The organism is Catenuloplanes indicus (genome assembly GCF_030813715.1).
In the GTDB taxonomy this organism is placed as follows: Bacteria; Actinomycetota; Actinomycetes; order Mycobacteriales; family Micromonosporaceae; genus Catenuloplanes; species Catenuloplanes indicus.
In genome coordinates this window covers 5,165,353-5,183,029 of the sequence record NZ_JAUSUZ010000001.1, presented here as the reverse complement: position 1 = coordinate 5,183,029, position 17,677 = coordinate 5,165,353, and the positions used below count along the sequence as shown (strand labels likewise).

The window sequence follows — 17,677 nt, the reverse complement described above, 5'->3', positions numbered from 1 at the left end:
CCGCGGGAGCATGCGGACCGCAACCACGCTGGAAGCGGGAACTCCAGATCCTGATTTTTCGGTCAGCTCTCCGTGCACTCACCGGTCCCGGCCGCCCGTGTGCGGTCCAGTCCCTGCTGCGCGATCGGTGCCGCTTCCTCCGCCGTGACCGCGAAGCCGATGTTCGGGTCGTCCGCGGCCGCCGCGAAGATGACGCCGAGAACGTCGCCCTGCGCGTCGACCAGTGGGCCGCCGGAGTTGCCGTTGCGGACCAGCGCGTTGATCGTGTAGATCTCGCGGGTGACCTGACGGGAGTTGTAGATGTTCGGGCCGGTGATGTCGCCGACGTCGCGGAGGCGGGCAGCCTGCGCGTTGTACGGGCCGTCGAGCGGGTAGCCGAGCACGATCGCGCTCTCCGACCGGCTGCCGGCCTCGCGCGACCACTCCATGACCGGCGCGTCCATCCCGGGGACGTAGATGACCGCGAGGTCGCGTTCCGGATCGTAGACCGTGACCCGGCCCTCCAGCCGCTCCTCGCCGACCTCCACACTGACCGAGTCGGTGCCGGCGACCACGTGGGCGTTCGTCATCACCCGGTCATCCGCGTAGACGAAGCCGGAGCCCTCCAGCCGGCGGCTGCAGTCGTTGGCTATGCCGCGGATCTTGACGACCGACTGCCGCGCCTCCTGGACCACCGGCGACCGCGCCAGTGCCGGGTCGGGCGCCTCGACCTGCGGCGCGCGCGTGGTGCCGAGGCCGCTGAAGACCTCCGGGAAGCCGCGAGTGTTGAGCGTCTGGCGCAGGCCCTGGGACAGCGCCTCGGCCTGAGCCGGCATCACCGAGTCGACCGCGCCGAGCAGGTAGCTGCTCTTGATCGAGCGGGCCAGCCACGGTACGGACGAGGAGGCCAGCGGCACCGCGACCAGCCAGGCGACGAGCAGCACCGCGCAGACCGAGACCAGCGCGCCGCCGACCTCGTCGATCCGCTGGCCGGTCGGGTTCACGATGCCGTGCCGCAGCCGGGCGCCGAACCAGCCGGCCAGCGTCTGCGCGACCACCGCGAGCAGGAAGATCGCGACCAGCGAGGCGACGACGCGCAGCCCGGGGTCGGCGAACTGCGCCGCGATCAGCGGGCCGAGCTGCAGGCCGAGCAGGGCCCCGCTGAAGAATCCGGCGAAGGACAACGTCCCCACCACGAATCCCTGCCGGTAGCCGCTCGCCGCGAACAGCAGTACCAGCAGGAAGAGGACGATGTCGGTCACGGACACCCGCCTAGGGTAGGTATGCCGGCCAGGGGCCGCCGAGGGCTGCGACGACGCCTCATGCGAGGGGACCGCTGACGTCGTCGGCCGGCGGCGGCGCCGCCGGGCCATTCGAGGAACGTTCCGGGGGTACGAGCACCGGCCGCAACCGGTCGTCCAGCTCGGCGACGCGGGTGCGCGGCCAGGGCCGGCTCCAGCCGCCCATGTCGAGCAGCGCGGAGAGCACACCGGCGGTGAAACCCCACACCACCATGCCCTGTGAGTCGAACGCGGGACCGATCCAGCCGCTGCCGTGCCGCACCTGAAGCCGGTGCTCGGGATCACACAGCTCCGCGATCGGCAGCCGGGCCACGTGCGCGACCTCGGCCGGCTGCCGCGGGTGCACCGGGTGCGGCGCGTGCCACCAGGCCAGCACCGGCGTGACCACGAACCGGCTGACCGGGATCCACAGCTTCGGCAGCTCGGTGAGCACGGTGACGCTGGCCGGGTCCAGCCCGACCTCCTCGTTCGCCTCGCGCAGCGCGGTGGCGACCGCGTCCGCGTCGTCCGGGTCGGCCGCGCCGCCGGGGAACGCGGGCTGGCCGGCGTGGTTGCGCATATCCGCGGCGCGCTCCAGCATCAGCACGTCCGGCCCGTCCGGGCCCTCGCCGAACAGCACCAGCACGGCGCTGGCCCGGCCCTCGCCGGTGGGCGTCGGCATGCGGGTGAAGTCGCGCGCGGTCGCGGACGCGGCCCGCTTCGCGAGCGGCGCCAGCCACTCCGGGATCTCGTCGCTCACGCCTCACCTCCGCTTGATCTACGGCCGCCGGGCCGGAACCGCTCAATCATCCGGCGACCGTCACGCCGAGGTGGTCCCGGACGAACCGGTCCAGCGCGGCCTCGTCGAGCGCGGTGGTCTGGTGCACGCCGCGCACCCGGCCCTCCGCGTCGATCAGCACGGTGGTCGGCAGGCCGGGCGCGCCGAGCTTGGCGACGCTGAGCGCGGTCAGCAGCTCCTTGTTCGGGTCGAACAGGGACGGGAAGCGGAAGCCCAGCTCGCGGCCGAGGTCCTCGGCGGTGGACTGCCGGTCGCCGGTGTCCACGCCGAGGACGCGCAGCCGGTCGCCGGCGCGGTCCGCGTAGGCCTGGACGACCGGCAGCTCGGCCCGGCACGGCCCGCACCAGGAGCCCCAGAGGTTGATCACGGCAGGCCCGCGCAGCTCGGTGAGCGCGACGATGTCGCCGCCGTTGAGGCAGGACAGCTCCAGCTCGGGCAGCCGGTCCAGCAGCACGTCACCGGGCGGTGCGGGGGAATCCGCGATCGGCGTGGTGAGCGCGGCGCAGTCGGCGAACGGGGACGCGATCACCACGTCGCCCGCGGTCGGGGTGATCGCGGGGGTGCCGGCACACCCGGCCAGTGCGAGCACGAGCGCGGCCGCGACTGACCGGACCGCACGTCTCACGGCACGTCCACGGTGGCCGCGGCCCCGGGCACCAGCGCCGGGTCGAGCCCGACCGCCTCGGCCAGCGCACCGGCCCGGGGGCCCTTGAGCAGCTTCACCGCGACCTCGGGCTCGGTCGGGCCGGTGCCGAACGACGGGCAGACCTTCGCGAGCGTGCAGGCGCCGCAGGCCGGTTTGCGGGCGTGGCAGACGCGGCGGCCGTGGAAGATGATCCGGTGCGACAGCATGGTCCAGTCGCGCTTCGGGTAGAGCGCGCCGATCGCATATTCGATCTTGACCGGGTCGGTCTCCGCGGTCAGCCCCCAGCGGGCGACCAGCCGCTGGAAGTGGGTGTCGACCGTGATGCCGGGCACGTCGAACGCGTTGCCGAGGATCACGTTCGCCGTCTTCCGGCCGATGCCGGGTAGCTTGACCAGGTCGTCCAGCTTGCCGGGCACCTCGCCGCCGTGCCGCTCGACCAGCGCCTGGCCGAGGCCGATCAGCGAGTTGGTCTTGTTGCGGAAGAAGCCGGTCGGCCGGATCAGCTCCTCCAGCTCGGCCCGGTTCGCGCCCGCGTAGTCCGCGGCCGTGGGATAGCGGGTGAAGAGCTTCGGCGTGACCTCGTTGACCCGTTTGTCCGTGCACTGGGCGGAGAGGATGGTGGCGACGGCCAGCTGCAGCGGCCCGTCGTGGTCCAGCTCGCAGTGCGCGTCCGGATGGGTCTCGGTGAGCAACCGGCCGATCCGGCGGGCGCGGCGGGTCAACGCGAGCGAGGACTCGGCCGGGGCGGACGTGCGGGTCACATCGGCCAGCGTACGTCGAAGCCCGGGCCCGCCGCCTCCGGCGGTCGTCTATCCGGCCGTCAGCGCGCCGTTCTCGCTGATCACCGGCCCGGTGCCGGGAAAGTCCGCCGCGGACAGCTCACGCACGTGCCGCAGCCCGGCACCGGTGCGGTCCGGCACCGGGTGTCCGGCGCGGTCCGCCCTGGTCGGGGTGAACGTGCCGCCGGCCCAGCGGCCGTCCGCGCGCAGCGTGACGCGGAGCACGCCGGCGGCGGCGTACCGCCCGGTCCGGCCGCCGGGGCCGGTGAACGTGCCGAGGCTGTACGCGATCAGCCGCCCGCGGTGGAACTCCATGCCGCGAAGCACCCCCGGGCCGTGGCCGAGCACCAGGTCCGCGCCCGCGTCCACGACGCCGTGCGCGAACCGGACCGGGTCGCCGTGGCTCTGCCGGCGGTACCGTTCGACGCCGGCGGCCACTCGGTAGCGGCCCGGCGTGCCCAGCCGGGCGTGCACCACGACCAGGTCGGCGTGCCGCGCGGCCGCGGTCACCGTGCGCTTCGCCGCGGTCAGGTCGATGACCGCACCGGCCGGGAAGCCGATCACCGCGACCCGGACCCCACGGATCTCGGCCGCCGCCGTGCCGTACCCGCCGATGATCTTGATGTTGGTCTTTCGCGGCGCCGCGGCTGTCACCACGTCCGCGCCGAGCAGCGCCCGGACGCCGTCGAGCCGGCCGGCCTCGGAGATCGACCCGATCGCGGCGATCGAGATCAGCCCGGCCGGACGGGGCGGGGGCGAGGGAGCGGGGGCCACCGGCACGAGCGGCGGCACCCCGAGCCAGAGCGGCCGGGTGCCCGCGGCGGTCGCGACCGAGATCGCGTGGACGCCGGACAGTCCACCGGCAAGCAGGAGGGCCAGGGCGAAAAGCACAACAAAGACCGGTTTGCGCGCCATACTGAACAAACGCACGGAGCCGAGATCGGAAGTCGAACTGCGGAGCGTGATCTTCGCTCTAGAGCTGACGGGCGCCGGATGTTACCGTCCGTTGAGGTCTGGTTGGTTACGCTTCCGGATCAAGATTCCTGGGGTGCACGCCCGATTCCGGCCCGCGTGCGCCTAGACTGACTGCGCGCGAAGGCTTCACCGGCCATCCAGGTTCTGACCGGTAGCAGAAACAGCTCGGCGCTTGGCGGAGGTGCGCATGGACGAGGTGTTGGCCCGCAGCGGGATCTTCCAGGGGGTTGATCCTGAGGCGGCCGAGGCGCTCGCCAAGGAGATGGAGACCCTCGAGATCCGGAAGGGCGAGGTCGTCTTCAACGAGGGCGAGCCCGGGGACAGCCTGTACATCGTACTGTCCGGCAAGATCAAGCTCGGGCGGCGCGCGGCTGACGGCCGGCAGAATCTCGTTTCGATCATGGGTCCGTCGGACATGCTCGGTGAGCTCTCGCTCTTCGACCCCGGCCCGCGCACCGCGACGGCGACCGCGGTGACCGACACCCGGCTGGCCCGGCTGCGCAAGCAGGCGCTGCGCCCGTGGCTGCACAACCGGCCGGAGATCTCGGAGCAGCTGCTCCGGGTACTCGCCCGCAGGCTACGACGGACGAACGACAACCTGGCCGACCTCATATTCACCGACGTCCCCGGCCGGGTCGCGAAGAACCTCCTGCAGATGGCAGGCCGGTTCGGCACCCGTGACGGGGGCGTCCTCCGCGTCACGCACGACCTCACCCAGGAGGAGCTGGCCCAGCTGGTCGGCGCGTCCCGGGAGACCGTCAACAAGGCGCTCGCCGACTTCGCGTCGCGCGGCTGGCTGCGCCTGGACGGCAAGAGCGTGATCATCCTGGACCCGGAGCGCCTGGCCCGCCGGGCCCGCGTCTAGGCACAGCCCCTTCATCGTTTCGAGCCCCGGCGGGATCACCCGCCGGGGCTCGGCGCGTTTCGCCCCTGCGGGTCGCTCGTTACGACGTGTGGCAACAGGGCCGGGCCGCACAGACGTAGAGGGGTTGCACATGGCTGTCCTCGACACCGCCATCGATCCGCGCAACCCGACGTACCAGGAGAACCGGGACGCGATGCTGGAGCGCCTCGGCGCGCTGGTGAACGCGCTCGACCTGGCGCGCGCCGGCGGCGGCGAACGGCACGTCACCCGGCACCACGCCCGCGGCCGGCTGATGCCCCGCGAGCGCATCGACCTGCTGCTCGATCAGGACGCACCGTTCCTGGAGCTGTCCCCGGTCGCGGGCTGGCACACCGACCAGCCGGTCGGCGCCGGCGTGGTCACCGGCCTGGGCGTGGTCGAGGGCGTCGAGTGCGTCATCGTGGCGCACGACCCGACCGTACGTGGCGGCGTGCTGAACCCGATCGCGCTCCGCAAGATCGAACGGGCCGGCGAGATCGCGCTGGCCAACCGGCTGCCGTTGATCAGCCTGGTCGAGTCCGCGGGCGCGGACCTGCCCGCCCAGGTCGAGGCGTTCGTGCCCGGCGGCAGCGTGCTGCGCGACCTGGCCCGGCTCTCCGCCGGCCGGATCCCCACCATCTGCGTGGTCTTCGGCGACGCGGTCGACGTGGCCGCCTGGCTGCCCGGCCTGTCCGACTACACGGTGCTGGTCCGCGGGCAGGCCAAGGTCTCGGTGGCCGGGCCGCGGCTGGTCCAGGAGGCGACCGGCGAGATCCCGGACGGCGAGGCGCTCGGCGGCGCCGCCATGCACGCCACCCGCTCCGGCCTGGCCGACTTCCTGGCCGAGGACGAGCGCGACGCGGTACGCCTGGCCCGCCAGTGCATGCGCCGGCTCAACTGGCGCAAGCTCGGCCCACCGCCGCGCACCGCGCTCGCCGCGCCACCCAAGTACGACGCCGAGGACCTGCTGGCGATCCCGCCCGCGGACGAGCGCACCCCGTTCGACCCACGCGAGGTGCTGGCCCGGATCCTGGACGCCAGCGACTTCGACGAGGTCAAGCCCGGCTACGGCACCGCGCTGGTCACCGGCTGGGGCGAGGTGCACGGCTACCCGGTCGGCGTGCTGGCCAACGCGCGCGGCCCGCTGGCCTCCGCGGAGGCGCAGAAGGGTGCGCAGTTCATTCAGCTGGCGAACGCGTCGGGCACGCCGCTGATCTTCCTGCAGAACGCGCCCGGGCTGCGGACCGGCGCCGAGTTCGAGCAGGCCGGGATCGTCAAGCACGCGTCCGCGATGATGAGCGCGGTCGCCGCGTCCGGCGTACCGCACCTGGCCGTGAACCTGGGCGCCGCGCACGGGCCGGCCGCGTACGCGATGTCCGGCCGCGCCATGGCCCCCCGCTTCCTGTTCAGCTGGCCGAACGCCCGCGCGGCCGCGCTCGTGCCGGAGCGGCTGACCGGCGTGCTCACCGCGCTGGCCCGGCAGGCCGCCGAGGTCAAGGGCCAGCGGTACGAGGAGGACTTCGACCGGAACCTGCGGGTGAACGTCGAACGGCAGGTCGAGGCGCAGACCGCCGCGCTGTTCGTCTCCGGCCGGCTGCACGACGACGGCGTGATCGACCCGCGGGACACCCGGACCGTACTCGGCCTGTGTCTGTCCGCGATCCATAGTGGCCCGGTCGGTGGCGCCGACCGGTTCGGCGTTTTCCGGATGTGAGGGCTTGATGATCCGACGACTCCTGGTCGCCAATCGCGGAGAGATCGCCCGGCGGATCTTCGCGACCTGCCGGTTGATCGGCATCGAGACGGTCGCGGTCTACTCGGACGCGGACGCCGACGCGCCACACGTGGCCGAGGCCGACTACGCGGTGCACCTGCCGGGGAACGCGCCGACCGCCACGTACCTGCGCGGTGACCTGATCCTCGGCGCCGCGCGGAAAACCGGCGCGGACGCGGTGCACCCCGGCTACGGTCTGCTCGCCGACGACGCGGACTTCGCAGCCGCGGTCATCGACGCGGGCCTGACCTGGGTCGGTGCCCCGCCGAAGGCGATCGCGCTGCTCACCTCCCGGCTGGAGTCGCGTGCGCTGCTGGCCGACGCGGGCGTGCCGATGCTGCCCGCGTTCGGCGAGCCGGAACACGTGCCCGGCTTCCCGGTGCTGGTCAAGGCGGACGTCGGCAGCGGCGGCCGGGCGATGCGCATCGTCCGCGACCCGGACACACTCGCGGACGCGTTCGCCGCGGTCCGCCGCGAGGCCGCCGGCCTGTTCGGCAACGGCACAGCGCTGGCCGAACCGTACGTGGAACGCGCCCGGCATATCGAGATCCCGGTGATCGCGGACTCCACCGGCGGCGTGATCACGTTCGGCGAGCGCGAGTGCTCGATCCAGCGCCGCTACCAGACGCTGATCGAGGAGACGCCGTCCCCCGCGGTCTCGCCCACCCTCCGCGCCCAGCTCTGCACCGCCGCGACCGCGGTGGTCCGCGCGTCCGGCTTCGTCGGCGCCGGTGCCGTCGAATTCCTGCTCGCGCCGTCCGGCGACTTCTTCTTCCTGGAGATGAACACCGCGCTCCAGGTCGAGCACGCCACCAGCGAGTGCGTCTCCGGCTTCGACCTGGTGCGCCTGCAACTGCTGGTCGCGGAGGGCTCCCCGCTGCCGATGAACGCACCGCCACCGGTCCGCGGCCACGCGATCGAGGTGCGGCTCTGCGCCGAGGACCCGGCGTACGCCTGGCTGCCGTCCACCGGCCGCCTGCACCGCTTCCACGTCCCCGACGTGGCCGGCTCGTTCAAGCCACTGCTCCAGCCCGGCCTGCGCCTCGACACCGGCGTCGCGGACGGTTCCATGGTCGGTGTCTACTACGACTCGATGCTGGCGAAGCTGGTCGCCTGGGCCCCGACCCGGCACGAGGCCGCCCGCATGCTCGCCGCCGCGCTGACGCGATCGCACGTACACGGCGTCGTGACCAACCGCGATTTGTTGGTACGTGTTCTGCGGCACCCGGCGTTCCGCTCCGGCAACGTCGACATCAACTTCCTGGACCGCCACCCCGAGGTCTTCGCCCCGCTGCTCTCCTCGGTCGACGCGGTCCGCGTCTCCTGCCTGGCCGCCGCCCTGGCCGGTGCCGCCGCCCGCCGCGCGTGCAGTCCCGTTCTCGCCACCATCCCGTCCGGCTGGCGCAACGTCCCCTCCGGCGCCCAGATCACCGTCTACGACGGCCCGGCCGGCCCGGTCGAGGTCGGCTACCGCCTGGAGCGCACCGGCGAGCTGGCCGGCTGGTGGGTCCGCGCCGTCGACCCGGAAGAACTCGACCTGGCCGGCCTCGGTGCCCCACCGTTGACCGACGACCACCCCCCGGTCGCCGTCGTCTCCGCCGCCCCCGACCGCGTCGTCCTCGACGTCAACGGCATCCGTCTCACCTTCGGCGTCCACCGCGTCACCGACGTCTCCTACGTCGACAGCCCCGAGGGCTCCGTCGCCCTCACCGAGCTCCCCCGCTTCCCGCGGCCGTCCGAACTGACCGACGGGTCCCTCACGGCACCGCTGCCGGGGGCGATCGCACGCGTCATGGTGGTGCCGGGCCAGCGCGTGCGGGCCGGTGATCTGCTGCTGACGCTGGAATCCTCGATGGTCGAGCACCCGGTCCACGCCCCGTCGGCCGGCGTGGTCGCTTCGGTCCCGGTCCAGCCCGGTATCCACGTGGCCGCCGGAACCCTGCTGGCCGTGCTCAACCCCGATTAGAGGCCGCTTTTCCCACTTCCGGCGTGGCCCGGCCCGCATGCTCCCGCGGGCCACGGTCGTCGCTGGCGCTCCTCCCTGCCGGTCCCGCCGTGGTCGCCGAACCCCCGAGGCAGCTTCACCCCTGGGGCCGAACGATCGCGCCGATGAACGGATTCGAGCCCGGCTCCGCGGACGGGCGCCCTCCGCCCGGGGCGACATCGTCGTCAGGCGGATACCCCACGAGCCGACGACGTGCGGCGAGAGGCCCCGGCGCAAACTCAGCCGGATCGCCTTCGCCGAGAACCGGTGAGTCGTTGGCGATGCCGGAAACGAGTCAGGCCCGGTCTCCTTGTGGAGACCGGGCCTGACCTGCACTTACCGGTCGGGGTAGCCGGATTTGAACCGACGACCTCCTCGTCCCGAACGAGGCGCGCTACCAAGCTGCGCCATACCCCGGGGTGCGGTACAAATACTATCCGACCGCACCGCCCACGCGAAATCGGTATACCCCTTCGCGCGTTTCCGCAGGTCAGCGCGGGATGAGGGTGAGCAGGGAGGCCTCCGGGGGGCAGGAGAAGCGGACGGGGGCGGTGGGGTGGGTGCCGAGGCCGGCGGAGACGTGGAGCCAGGAGTCGGAGCCGGGCCAGCGGTGCAGGCCCTTGACCATGCTGCGGGGGATGCCGCAGTTGGTGACCAGGGCGCCGTAGAACGGGACGCAGACCTGGCCGCCATGGGTGTGGCCGGCCAGCAGCAGGTCGAAGCCGTCGGCGGCCATCAGGTCGAGCAGCGGGGGCTCGGGACTGTGGGTGAGGGCCACGTGCAGGTCTGCGGCGGCGGACGCGGGGCCGGCGACCAGTGGGTAGTCGTCGCGGTCGACGTGTGGGTCGTCGACGCCGGCCAGTTCGATCACGCGGCCGCCCGCCTTGATCGTGGTGCGGGTGTTGTTCATGTCGTGCCAGCCGGCGTCGACCAGGACCTGGCGGAGCTCGTCGGCGGGCAGTTCGACGCCCTGGACGTACTCCCGGTCGGGGTTGAAGTAGGAGAACGGGTTCTTGAAGACCGGGCCGCGGTAGTCGTTGGAGCCGAATACGAACGCGCCGGGCAGGTCGAGCAGCGGCTGGAGCGCGCGCAGGACGCCGGGGACGGCGGCCGGGTCGGCCATGTTGTCGCCGGTGACCACGACGAGGTCGGGGTCGGTAGCGGCGAGCGCGGCGACCCAGCGCTGCTTGCGGCGCTGCTCCGGCATCATGTGCATGTCCGAGATGTGCAGGATGCGCAGTGGCTCGGCGTCGGGAGCCAGGACCGGCACGTCGAATCGGCGCAGCGTGAACATGTTGCGCTCGATGAGTGAGGCATAGGCGAGGGTGGCGGCTCCGGCGGCGACCGTACCGGCGGCCAGGCTGAAAAGGGTGCGCTTCCGCATGGGACCCAGGGTAGTTTCACTGCCCATGGGTACGCTCAAGGACCGCCTCAACGAAGACCTGCACACCGCCATGAAGGCCCGCGACGAGCTGACCACGTCGACGCTGCGGATGGCGCTGACCGCCGTCGGTAACGCCGAGGTCGCCGGGACGGCGAAGCGGGATCTCTCGGACGACGAGGTGCTCGCGGTGCTGACCAAGGAGGCCAAGAAGCGCCGGGAGTCGGCGACCGCGTTCGCGGACGCGGGCCGTGCCGAGTCCGCGGCGAAGGAGCTGGCCGAGCACGAGATCCTGGATCGCTACCTGCCGAAGCAGCTGACCGGCGAGGAACTGGCCGAGATCGTCTCCGGCGCGCTGGCGGGGCTGGGTGGCAAGCCGGCCATGGGCCCGGCGATGAAGGCGGCGCAGGCGGCCGTTGCGGGGCGCGCGGAGGGCGGCCGGGTCGCGGCCGAGGTCCGCCGCCAGCTGGCGGCCTGACGAACCACATCCAAAAAAACGCGCCGGGGGTACGTACCCCCGGCGCGTTTTGATCTTGAACGTCGATCACCCCGGGCGTGCCGAGACCGAGGCCGAGGGCGACGGTGCGGCCTGCCGGGGCGAGCGGCCGGTGCTGAGCCGGAGGACGACCACGCCGCCCTCGATGGTGCTGCCGCCCGGTTCCGTGCTCGCGACCGTGCCGGCCGGGCAGTGCGAGTCCCAGCGCCCGGCCGCGACCTGGACCTCGAAGCCGCGTGCGACCAGGCGGGTGCGGGCATCCGGTTCGGAGTCGCAGCGCACGTTCGGGATGTTCACCTGCTTGCCGTTGATCATCCGCTGGCTGGGCGGCGTGAAGTCCTCGACCTCCATGCCCTCCATCGCGTCCGCGAGCGTCAGGTAGACGGCCGGGTTCACCGCCTCGGTGTGCGGGTTGCCCCAGCCGTCACCGCCGCCGCGCATGGTGGTGTTCGCGTTGTCCGTGTCCGCGACGATGCCGGCCACGGTGAGCTGCTTGGTGGTGGCGACGAACGCGGCGGTGCGCTCCCCGTCCGTGGTGCCGGACTTACCGGCGACCGGGTGACCGACCGCGCGCCGCACGTACGCTGCCGTGGCGCCCCGGCAGCGGGACGTCTCCGAGCGGTCACCGACCGGGCAGCGGGCCGCGTCGATCGCGGCACGGGCGACGTCCTTGGCCACGGCCTGGTTGCAGCGCGGCGCGGCGGCCGGCAGCGGCTTGCCCTCCTGGCGGATCTCGATCACCGGGATCGGCTCGCAGTGCCGGCCGTCCGCGGCGAGCGTGGCGTACGCGTTGGCCAGGTCCAGCGGCGTGGTGGAGGAGACGCCGAGCGCGAACGCGCCCCACTGCGAGGCAGCGTCCTCGTCGTCGGCGAACCGGGCGTCGTTCGCGGCGCGGAACTTGATGCCGAGCCGCTTCGCCACGTCCACCGCGTTCTCCGCACCGGCGCGTTCCTGAAGCGGGATGAAGTACGTGTTCACCGACGCACCGAACGCGGTCCACATGTTGTGCACCCCGGCCATGCTCTTGACCGCGTTCTTCGGGCAGTAGAGCGCACGCCCGGGGCAGGCCGCCGGGCTGGACGCGGCGACGACGTACCGGGAGTGGTAGGTCTCCGGCGCGTAGATCGAGTAGCTGAGCGGGTAGCCCTTCTCCAGCGCCGCGACCAGCGCGAACATCTTGAAGACCGAGCCGCCCTGGTAGCCGTGCACGTCCGCGCTGCCGGTGATGACCGGGTTCGTGGTGTTCGGGTACGTGCCCTTCAGCCCGTTCCGGCGCTTGGCCGGGTCGCTGTTCGGCTCGTTGTGCGCGTCGTCGTTCTTGTAGACCCGGTTCACGGCCAGCGCCTGCACGCGCCCGGTCCCGGGCTCCACGGCCGCGACCATGATGGCGTTGCGGTTGCCGTCCGACGCGCGCTTGTGCACGTGCTTGCGCGCCGCGTCCTGCGTCTTCACGCTCATCGAGGTGACGATGCGGTAGCCGCCGCTCTTCAGCCGCCGCTCCCGGTCGTACGGCGTGTCGCCGAACTCGTCCTGCTCCATCCACCAGCGGTAGACGTAGTCGCAGAAGTAGCCCCACTCGTTGTGCGACGAGTTGACGCAGCCGTTCGGCGTGCGCGTGCCGTTCACGGTCAGTGGCGCGGCCTTGGCTCGGGCCGCCTCGGCCGGGCTGACCGCGCCGATCTCGGTCATGTTGTCGATCACATAGTTGCGCCGGTTGAGCGCGAGCGGCCGGCCGGTCTCCGTGGTCGGGTCGAACGCGGAGGGCGCCTTCACCATGCCGGCCAGCATCGCGGCCTCCTCGGTGCTCAGGTCCTTCGGCGGCTTGCTGAAGTAGACCTGGCTGGCGGCCGAGACACCGTAGGCGCCGTTGCCGAACGGTGCGATGTTCAGGTAGCGCTCGAGGATCTGGTCCTTGGACATCTCCTTCTCGACCTGCATCGCGTACCGCATCTCGCGCAGTTTCCGGGCGCTGGTGTCCTCGGTGGCGCGCACCACGTCGGCCGGGCGGGTCGCGGAGTAGGAGATCGCCATCCGGACGTACTGCATGGTGAGCGTGGAGGCGCCCTGCTGTGCCGCACCGGACTTGTTGTTCACGAACGCGCGCGCGATGCCCTTCATGTCGACGCCGTTGTGCCGGTAGAAGTTGTGGTCCTCGGCCGCGATGATGGCGTTTCGCATGACGGGCGGAATGTCGTTGATCTCGACGTCTTTCCGGTTCTCGTCGTAGATCATCGCGACCAGCGTGCGGTTGTCGGACGCGTAGAGATAGGTGTTCTGCGGCGCGCGCCGCACGGTCAGCTCGGTCGGCAGCCGGTCGAACGTCTCGGCACCGGCCTTCGCGGCCAGCCCGGACATGGCCACCGCCGGGAACGCGGCCGCGGACACCACGATGCCCGCCAGCAGGCCGCAAATGCCCAATGACGCCGCGCCGGAAAAGACGGTGTGGTCACGTTTCCTGATCCAGCTCACAAGCCCAGGCTACGGCGAAAAGGGATAATTGCACCTTATGTCCGGTATGGCACGCGAGGCCGAAAAATGACCGAACGAGTACGCGTCTCGCCGGGCCTTGCATTCGTTGTGCAAGACGCACGACCCGTGGCGCGCGGCCGCGGATCCCGGACCAGTGTGCCGCCTCCCGGCCGCCGGCGACGCCGTTTTCGCCAATCCCGCCCGGACGCATCTCCAGCCATATAAGCAGCTCATCGATAAATATCGAGATAATGAGTGAAGAGGGCGAAGTGTCTGACCTGGTCGATTTAACAGACAACGTTGCGTAATCGCCTAACTACGGAGCATGATGTTCCGGAGATCGAATGTCACCCTCCGTGCGGCAAGGAAAGCGGGGAGTGACCGGGGGATCTGTGGCCGGTCGGGACGTACCGGCAGGGACATGTACCGCGACCGGGGGAAACGGGTCGGCGGTGGTACAGCTTGGGGGGACGTGCACAGATGGGGATGATCAGCGACTGGCCGACCATGGCGGCGTGTCAGAACGGCGATCCCGACGCGCTCTTCGTGCAGGGGGCGGAGCAGAACGTGGCGAAGAGGATCTGCCGCGGCTGCCCGGTCCGTAACGAATGCCTGGCGGACGCGCTCGACAACCGCATCGAGTTCGGAGTGTGGGGAGGAATGACCGAGCGGGAACGGCGTGCGCTGCTGCGCCGGCACCCGCACGTGGCGAGCTGGCGGAAGATGTTCGAAGCCGCCCTACGTGAACAGGACAAGAGCCGCACCAACGTACTGGTGCACGCCGGATAACGAACCTAGGCGAGAGCTTCGCCGATGCTCCGCAGCCCGTCGACGTCGTGCACGTCGGCGGGCTGCGCCATCACCGCCACCGTGGGGACGGTGGGGAACGCGTCGGTGAACCGGGCCGCCACCCGCTGCTCCCGCGCCGACTGCTCGGTCAGCGCCGCATGGATGCGCAGCGCGTCCGCGGTGACCGGGCTCTCGCCGGACGCGTCCAGCGCGGCCGCCGCGGCCCGGCTGTCCGCCGCGGAAATACCGGCCGCGACCGGCTGGTGCATGCGGTTGAGCACCAGACCGGCCAGCGGCATCCGGTCGTCGCGCAGCCGCTGCGCGAAGTAGGCCGCCTCCCGGATCGCATCCGGCTCCGGCGCCGCGACCAGCAGGAACGACGTCTCCTTGGCCTGCAGGATCCGGTACGTCTGCTCGGCCCGCTGCCGGAACCCGCCGAACATCGAGTCCAGCGCGGCCACGAACCCGGACAGCTCGCTCAGCAGTTGCGTGCCGATCACCTTCTGCACCACCCGGGAGAAGATCCCGAACGACGCGGTGACCAGACTGAACACGCTCTTGCCGCCGGTCTTGGCCGGGGCCAGCAGCAGCCGGAGCATCTTGCCGTCCAGGAACCGGGCCAGCCGGGCCGGCGCGTCCAGGAAGTCCAGCGCGGACCGGGACGGCGGCGTGTCCACCACGATCAGGTCCCACTCGTCGCGGGCGCGCAGCTGGCCCAGCTTCTCCATCGCCATGTACTCCTGGGTGCCGGAGAACGTGGAGCTCATGGCCGCGTAGAACGGGTTCGCGAAGATCTCCTGCGCGCGCTGCGGGTCGGTGTGGGCGAGCACCACGTCGTCGAACGTGCGCTTCATGTCCAGCATCATGGCGTGCAGCTCACCGCCGGTCGCCTCGGTGTCGATGCCCTTGACCTGCCGCGGTGTGTTGTCCAGCTCGGAGAGGCCGAGCGACTGTGCCAGCCGCTTCGCCGGGTCGATGGTCAGCACCACGGTGCGCCGCCCGTGCCGCTCCGCCGCGCGTAGCGCCACCGCGGCCGCGGTCGTGGTCTTGCCGACACCGCCGGCACCGCAGCACACGATGATGCGGGACTGCGGGTCGGCGAGAATCGCGTCCACGTCGAGTTCAGCTGACACGAAACGAGCCTAACGGCCGGACGTCAGCGGAGCAGGGTGTCGGCGAGCACGTCGAGCCCGTCGCGCGTCACCCCGCCCGGCAGCTGCGGCAGCTCGATCGTCGGGCGGTCCAGCTCGGTCAGCTCCGCGCGCAGCGAATCCTCCAGCTCGCGCCGGGCCAGGTAGGCCTTGGACTCCGCGTGCAGCCCGGCCACGGTCGCCCGGTCGGCGGGCAGCCCGGCCGCGGCCAGCCCGCGCCGCAACTCGGCCTGGGTGGGTTTCCCGTCCGCCAGCAGAGGCGGGCGCGCGTTGTTGACGATCACCTTGCCGACCGGGATGCCGAGCTGATCCAGCTCCACGATCGCGTCCAGCGTCTCCTGGACCGGCATCTCCTCCAGCAACGTCACCACGTGCACCGCGGTCATCGGCGAGCGCAGCAGCGCGGCCACACCGTCCGACTGGGTCTTGATCGGGCCCATCTTGGCCAGCCGCGCGGTCTCCGCGGTCACGTTCAGGAACCGGCCGATCCGGCCGGTGGGCGGGGCGTCCAGCACCACCGCGTGGTACGCCCGGCGCCCGTTCACCGACCGGGTGGTGGCCTCCTTGGCCTTGCCGGTGAGCAGCACGTCGCGCAGGCCGGGCGCGATGGTGGTGGCGAAGTCGATCGCGCCCACCTTGCGCAGCGCCCGGCCCGCGGCGCCGAGCTTGTAGAACATGTCGAGGTACTCCAGCAGCGCTGCCTCCGCGTCCACGGCCAGCGCGCGCACCTCGCCGCCGCCCGGCACGGTGGCGATCCGCCGCTCCTCGTACGGCAGCGGATCCAGGCCGAACAGCTGCGCGATGCCCTGCCGGCCCTCCACCTCGACCAGCAGCGTGCGGTTGCCGTCCCGGGCGAGCGCGAGCGCCAGCGCGGCGGCCACGCTCGTCTTGCCGGTGCCGCCCTTGCCGGTGACCACGTGGAGGCGTGCGGACCAGGACCCCGTCACATGCTCACCCCTTGACCTCGCAGACCCACCACCCATTGTTCTCCACGACCGTGAAGGTCAGCGCCTGGTCAGCGGTCTTCTCGTCCGCGGTGACCAGGGTCACCGTGGTGGTGACGGTGGCGGTCTCCTCGTTCTGGTCGGACACCTGCGGCACGGTCCAGTCGAACTTGGGATCCTCGTACGCGGACGCGTACCCCTTGACCTCTTGGATCTTGGCGTCGATGTCCTCGCTGTCCCGGCTGTCCGAGCAGACGTACTGCGCGACCTCGCGGGTGTCCTGGTCGGCGTAGACCGCGGTGAGGAAGCTGTCCACCGCCTGCGCGGGCTCCGGCGCGCCGGTCCCGGACTCCACGGACCGCAACAGCAGGAACGCGGCCAGGCCACCGCCGCCGCAGAGCAGCACCACGACGGCCAGCACGATCGACGCGATCAGCACCGGGCGCCGCTTCTTCGCCGGCTTCTCCGGCGCCGGGCCGAAACCCTCCTGCGGAGGGGTGGGAGCAGGACCGAAACCCTCCTGAGGGTACGAACCGTCTGGCGGGGTCGTCATCTCACTTCCTCCGGGTCGGGTGCAGCGGGGGGCGCTCTTCACCGGGCGTCAGTGACGCCGTCGGCCAGCGTAACCGGAGCGGTCATGCGGGGCTCGCCGACGCAGCCTCTAGGCTGTCGGCCATGCAGAAGTGGGAGTACTCCACCGTGCCGCTCCTGACCCACGCCACCAAGCAGATCCTCGACAACTGGGGTGACGACGGCTGGGAGCTCGTGGCGGTCGTGCCGGGCCCGAACCCGGAGCAGCTTGTCGCCTACATGAAGCGCCCGAAGGGGTGACGATGACCGAGCCGATCCTGGGTCCGGTCGACCCGTACGCCAATCTCGCGCAGCTCGGCCTGGTGCTGCCCGAGGTCGTGCCGCCGGTCGCCGCGTACGTGCCGGCCGTGCAGTCCGGCAACCACGTCTACGTCTCCGGCCAGCTGCCGTTCGTCGACGGCAAGCTCGCCGCGACCGGCAAGGTCGGCGCGGAGGTCACCGCGGAGGACGCGGCGCCGCTGGCCCGCCAGTGCGCGCTGAACGCGCTCGGCGCGATCGAGGCGCTGGTCGGCCTCGGCCGGGTCAGCAAGATCGTCAAGCTGACCGGGTTCGTCGCGTCCGCGCCGGGTTTCACCGGCCAGCCGGGCGTGATCAACGGTGCGTCCGAGCTGTTCGGCGCCGTTTTCGGCGAGTCCGGCCGGCACGCCCGCAGCGCGGTCGGCGTCGCGGAGCTGCCGCTCGGCGCGCCGGTCGAGGTCGAGGTCATCGTCGAGCTCACGGCCTGACCTTCCCTCACGAGGGTTCTAGGATCGGTGTC

17 protein-coding genes and 1 tRNA gene are annotated in these 17,677 nt (G+C 71.8%); 7 read left to right on the top strand and 11 right to left on the bottom strand.

Features of this window, described 5'->3' with window-relative positions:
* Positions 1-62: 62 nt before the first annotated feature.
* Genes J2S42_RS23435 through J2S42_RS23415 form a run of 5 tightly spaced genes read right to left on the bottom strand, consistent with a single transcriptional unit; the run spans position 63 to position 4,374 of the window.
* A complete protein-coding gene (locus J2S42_RS23435) occupies positions 63-1,247 on the bottom strand; it encodes a MarP family serine protease (RefSeq protein ID WP_307242417.1) in 1,185 nt (394 codons plus the stop codon).
* A gap of 52 nt (positions 1,248-1,299) precedes the next feature.
* On the bottom strand, positions 1,300-2,019 hold the full coding sequence (locus J2S42_RS23430; protein ID WP_370879227.1) for an NUDIX hydrolase: 720 nt from the start codon (positions 2,017-2,019) through the stop codon (positions 1,300-1,302).
* A 46-nt stretch (positions 2,020-2,065) separates the two neighbouring features.
* The gene (locus J2S42_RS23425) at positions 2,066-2,683 is read right to left on the bottom strand and encodes a TlpA family protein disulfide reductase (protein WP_307242415.1); all 618 of its coding nucleotides are present in this window, start codon (positions 2,681-2,683) and stop codon (positions 2,066-2,068) included.
* Complete coding sequence (gene nth / locus J2S42_RS23420; RefSeq protein WP_307248961.1) at positions 2,680-3,474, bottom strand: endonuclease III; 795 nt, start codon at positions 3,472-3,474, stop codon at positions 2,680-2,682. Before nth ends, J2S42_RS23425 begins: the two co-directional genes overlap by 4 nt.
* Before the next feature lie 39 nt (positions 3,475-3,513).
* Complete coding sequence (locus tag J2S42_RS23415) at positions 3,514-4,374, bottom strand: CapA family protein (RefSeq protein WP_307242413.1); 861 nt, start codon at positions 4,372-4,374, stop codon at positions 3,514-3,516.
* A gap of 271 nt (positions 4,375-4,645) precedes the next feature.
* Between J2S42_RS23415 and J2S42_RS23410 the strand changes: the two genes are divergently transcribed.
* From J2S42_RS23410 to J2S42_RS23400, 3 genes are all read left to right on the top strand, one after another.
* Positions 4,646-5,323 carry a Crp/Fnr family transcriptional regulator gene (locus tag J2S42_RS23410; RefSeq protein WP_033343613.1) on the top strand — a complete coding sequence of 226 codons (678 nt, stop codon included), beginning with the start codon at positions 4,646-4,648 and terminating at the stop codon, positions 5,321-5,323.
* 130 nt (positions 5,324-5,453) lie between these two features.
* Positions 5,454-7,055, top strand: coding sequence for an acyl-CoA carboxylase subunit beta (locus J2S42_RS23405; protein ID WP_307242411.1), 1,602 nt, complete (start codon positions 5,454-5,456; stop codon positions 7,053-7,055).
* Positions 7,056-7,062: 7 nt separating this feature from the next.
* Positions 7,063-9,081, top strand: a complete 2,019-nt coding sequence (locus J2S42_RS23400) for an ATP-binding protein (protein WP_307242408.1) — start codon at positions 7,063-7,065, stop codon at positions 9,079-9,081.
* A gap of 361 nt (positions 9,082-9,442) precedes the next feature.
* Here J2S42_RS23400 and J2S42_RS23395 read toward each other — a convergent pair.
* Positions 9,443-9,516, bottom strand: a tRNA-Pro gene (locus J2S42_RS23395).
* 73 nt (positions 9,517-9,589) lie between these two features.
* The gene (locus J2S42_RS23390; protein ID WP_307242407.1) at positions 9,590-10,483 is read right to left on the bottom strand and encodes a metallophosphoesterase; all 894 of its coding nucleotides are present in this window, start codon (positions 10,481-10,483) and stop codon (positions 9,590-9,592) included.
* 25 nt (positions 10,484-10,508) lie between these two features.
* On the opposite strand from J2S42_RS23390, the gene J2S42_RS23385 reads away from it, so the two are divergent.
* Positions 10,509-10,958, top strand: a complete 450-nt coding sequence (locus J2S42_RS23385) for a GatB/YqeY domain-containing protein (RefSeq protein ID WP_307242405.1) — start codon at positions 10,509-10,511, stop codon at positions 10,956-10,958.
* A 66-nt stretch (positions 10,959-11,024) separates the two neighbouring features.
* Here the strand turns inward: J2S42_RS23385 and J2S42_RS23380 are convergent, their stop codons facing one another.
* The gene (locus J2S42_RS23380) at positions 11,025-13,436 is read right to left on the bottom strand and encodes a transglycosylase domain-containing protein (protein WP_307248959.1); all 2,412 of its coding nucleotides are present in this window, start codon (positions 13,434-13,436) and stop codon (positions 11,025-11,027) included.
* A 489-nt stretch (positions 13,437-13,925) separates the two neighbouring features.
* Between J2S42_RS23380 and J2S42_RS23375 the strand changes: the two genes are divergently transcribed.
* Positions 13,926-14,234, top strand: coding sequence for a WhiB family transcriptional regulator (locus tag J2S42_RS23375; RefSeq protein WP_306836035.1), 309 nt, complete (start codon positions 13,926-13,928; stop codon positions 14,232-14,234).
* A gap of 5 nt (positions 14,235-14,239) precedes the next feature.
* On the opposite strand, the gene bagB is transcribed toward J2S42_RS23375, so the two are convergent.
* From bagB to J2S42_RS23360, 3 genes are read right to left on the bottom strand one after another with little or no spacing between them, the layout of a single operon-like run.
* Positions 14,240-15,367: an ArsA family ATPase gene (bagB, locus tag J2S42_RS23370; RefSeq protein WP_307242403.1), complete on the bottom strand. Its 1,128-nt coding sequence runs from the start codon at positions 15,365-15,367 to the stop codon at positions 14,240-14,242.
* Between the two features lie 23 nt (positions 15,368-15,390).
* Positions 15,391-16,368 (bottom strand): ATPase BagA, encoded by a 978-nt coding sequence (gene bagA / locus J2S42_RS23365; protein WP_307242401.1) that lies wholly within the window; start codon positions 16,366-16,368, stop codon positions 15,391-15,393.
* Positions 16,337-16,882 (bottom strand): Rv0361 family membrane protein, encoded by a 546-nt coding sequence (locus tag J2S42_RS23360; protein WP_307242399.1) that lies wholly within the window; start codon positions 16,880-16,882, stop codon positions 16,337-16,339. Before J2S42_RS23360 ends, bagA begins: the two co-directional genes overlap by 32 nt.
* A 122-nt stretch (positions 16,883-17,004) precedes the next feature.
* Here J2S42_RS23360 and sp36 point away from each other — a divergent pair, with 122 nt between their 5' ends.
* Positions 17,005-17,160, top strand: coding sequence for a Sp36 family protein (gene sp36 / locus J2S42_RS23355; protein ID WP_306836041.1), 156 nt, complete (start codon positions 17,005-17,007; stop codon positions 17,158-17,160).
* 2 nt (positions 17,161-17,162) lie between these two features.
* Positions 17,163-17,645: a RidA family protein gene (locus tag J2S42_RS23350; RefSeq protein WP_307242397.1), complete on the top strand. Its 483-nt coding sequence runs from the start codon at positions 17,163-17,165 to the stop codon at positions 17,643-17,645.
* Positions 17,646-17,677 lie beyond the last annotated feature (32 nt).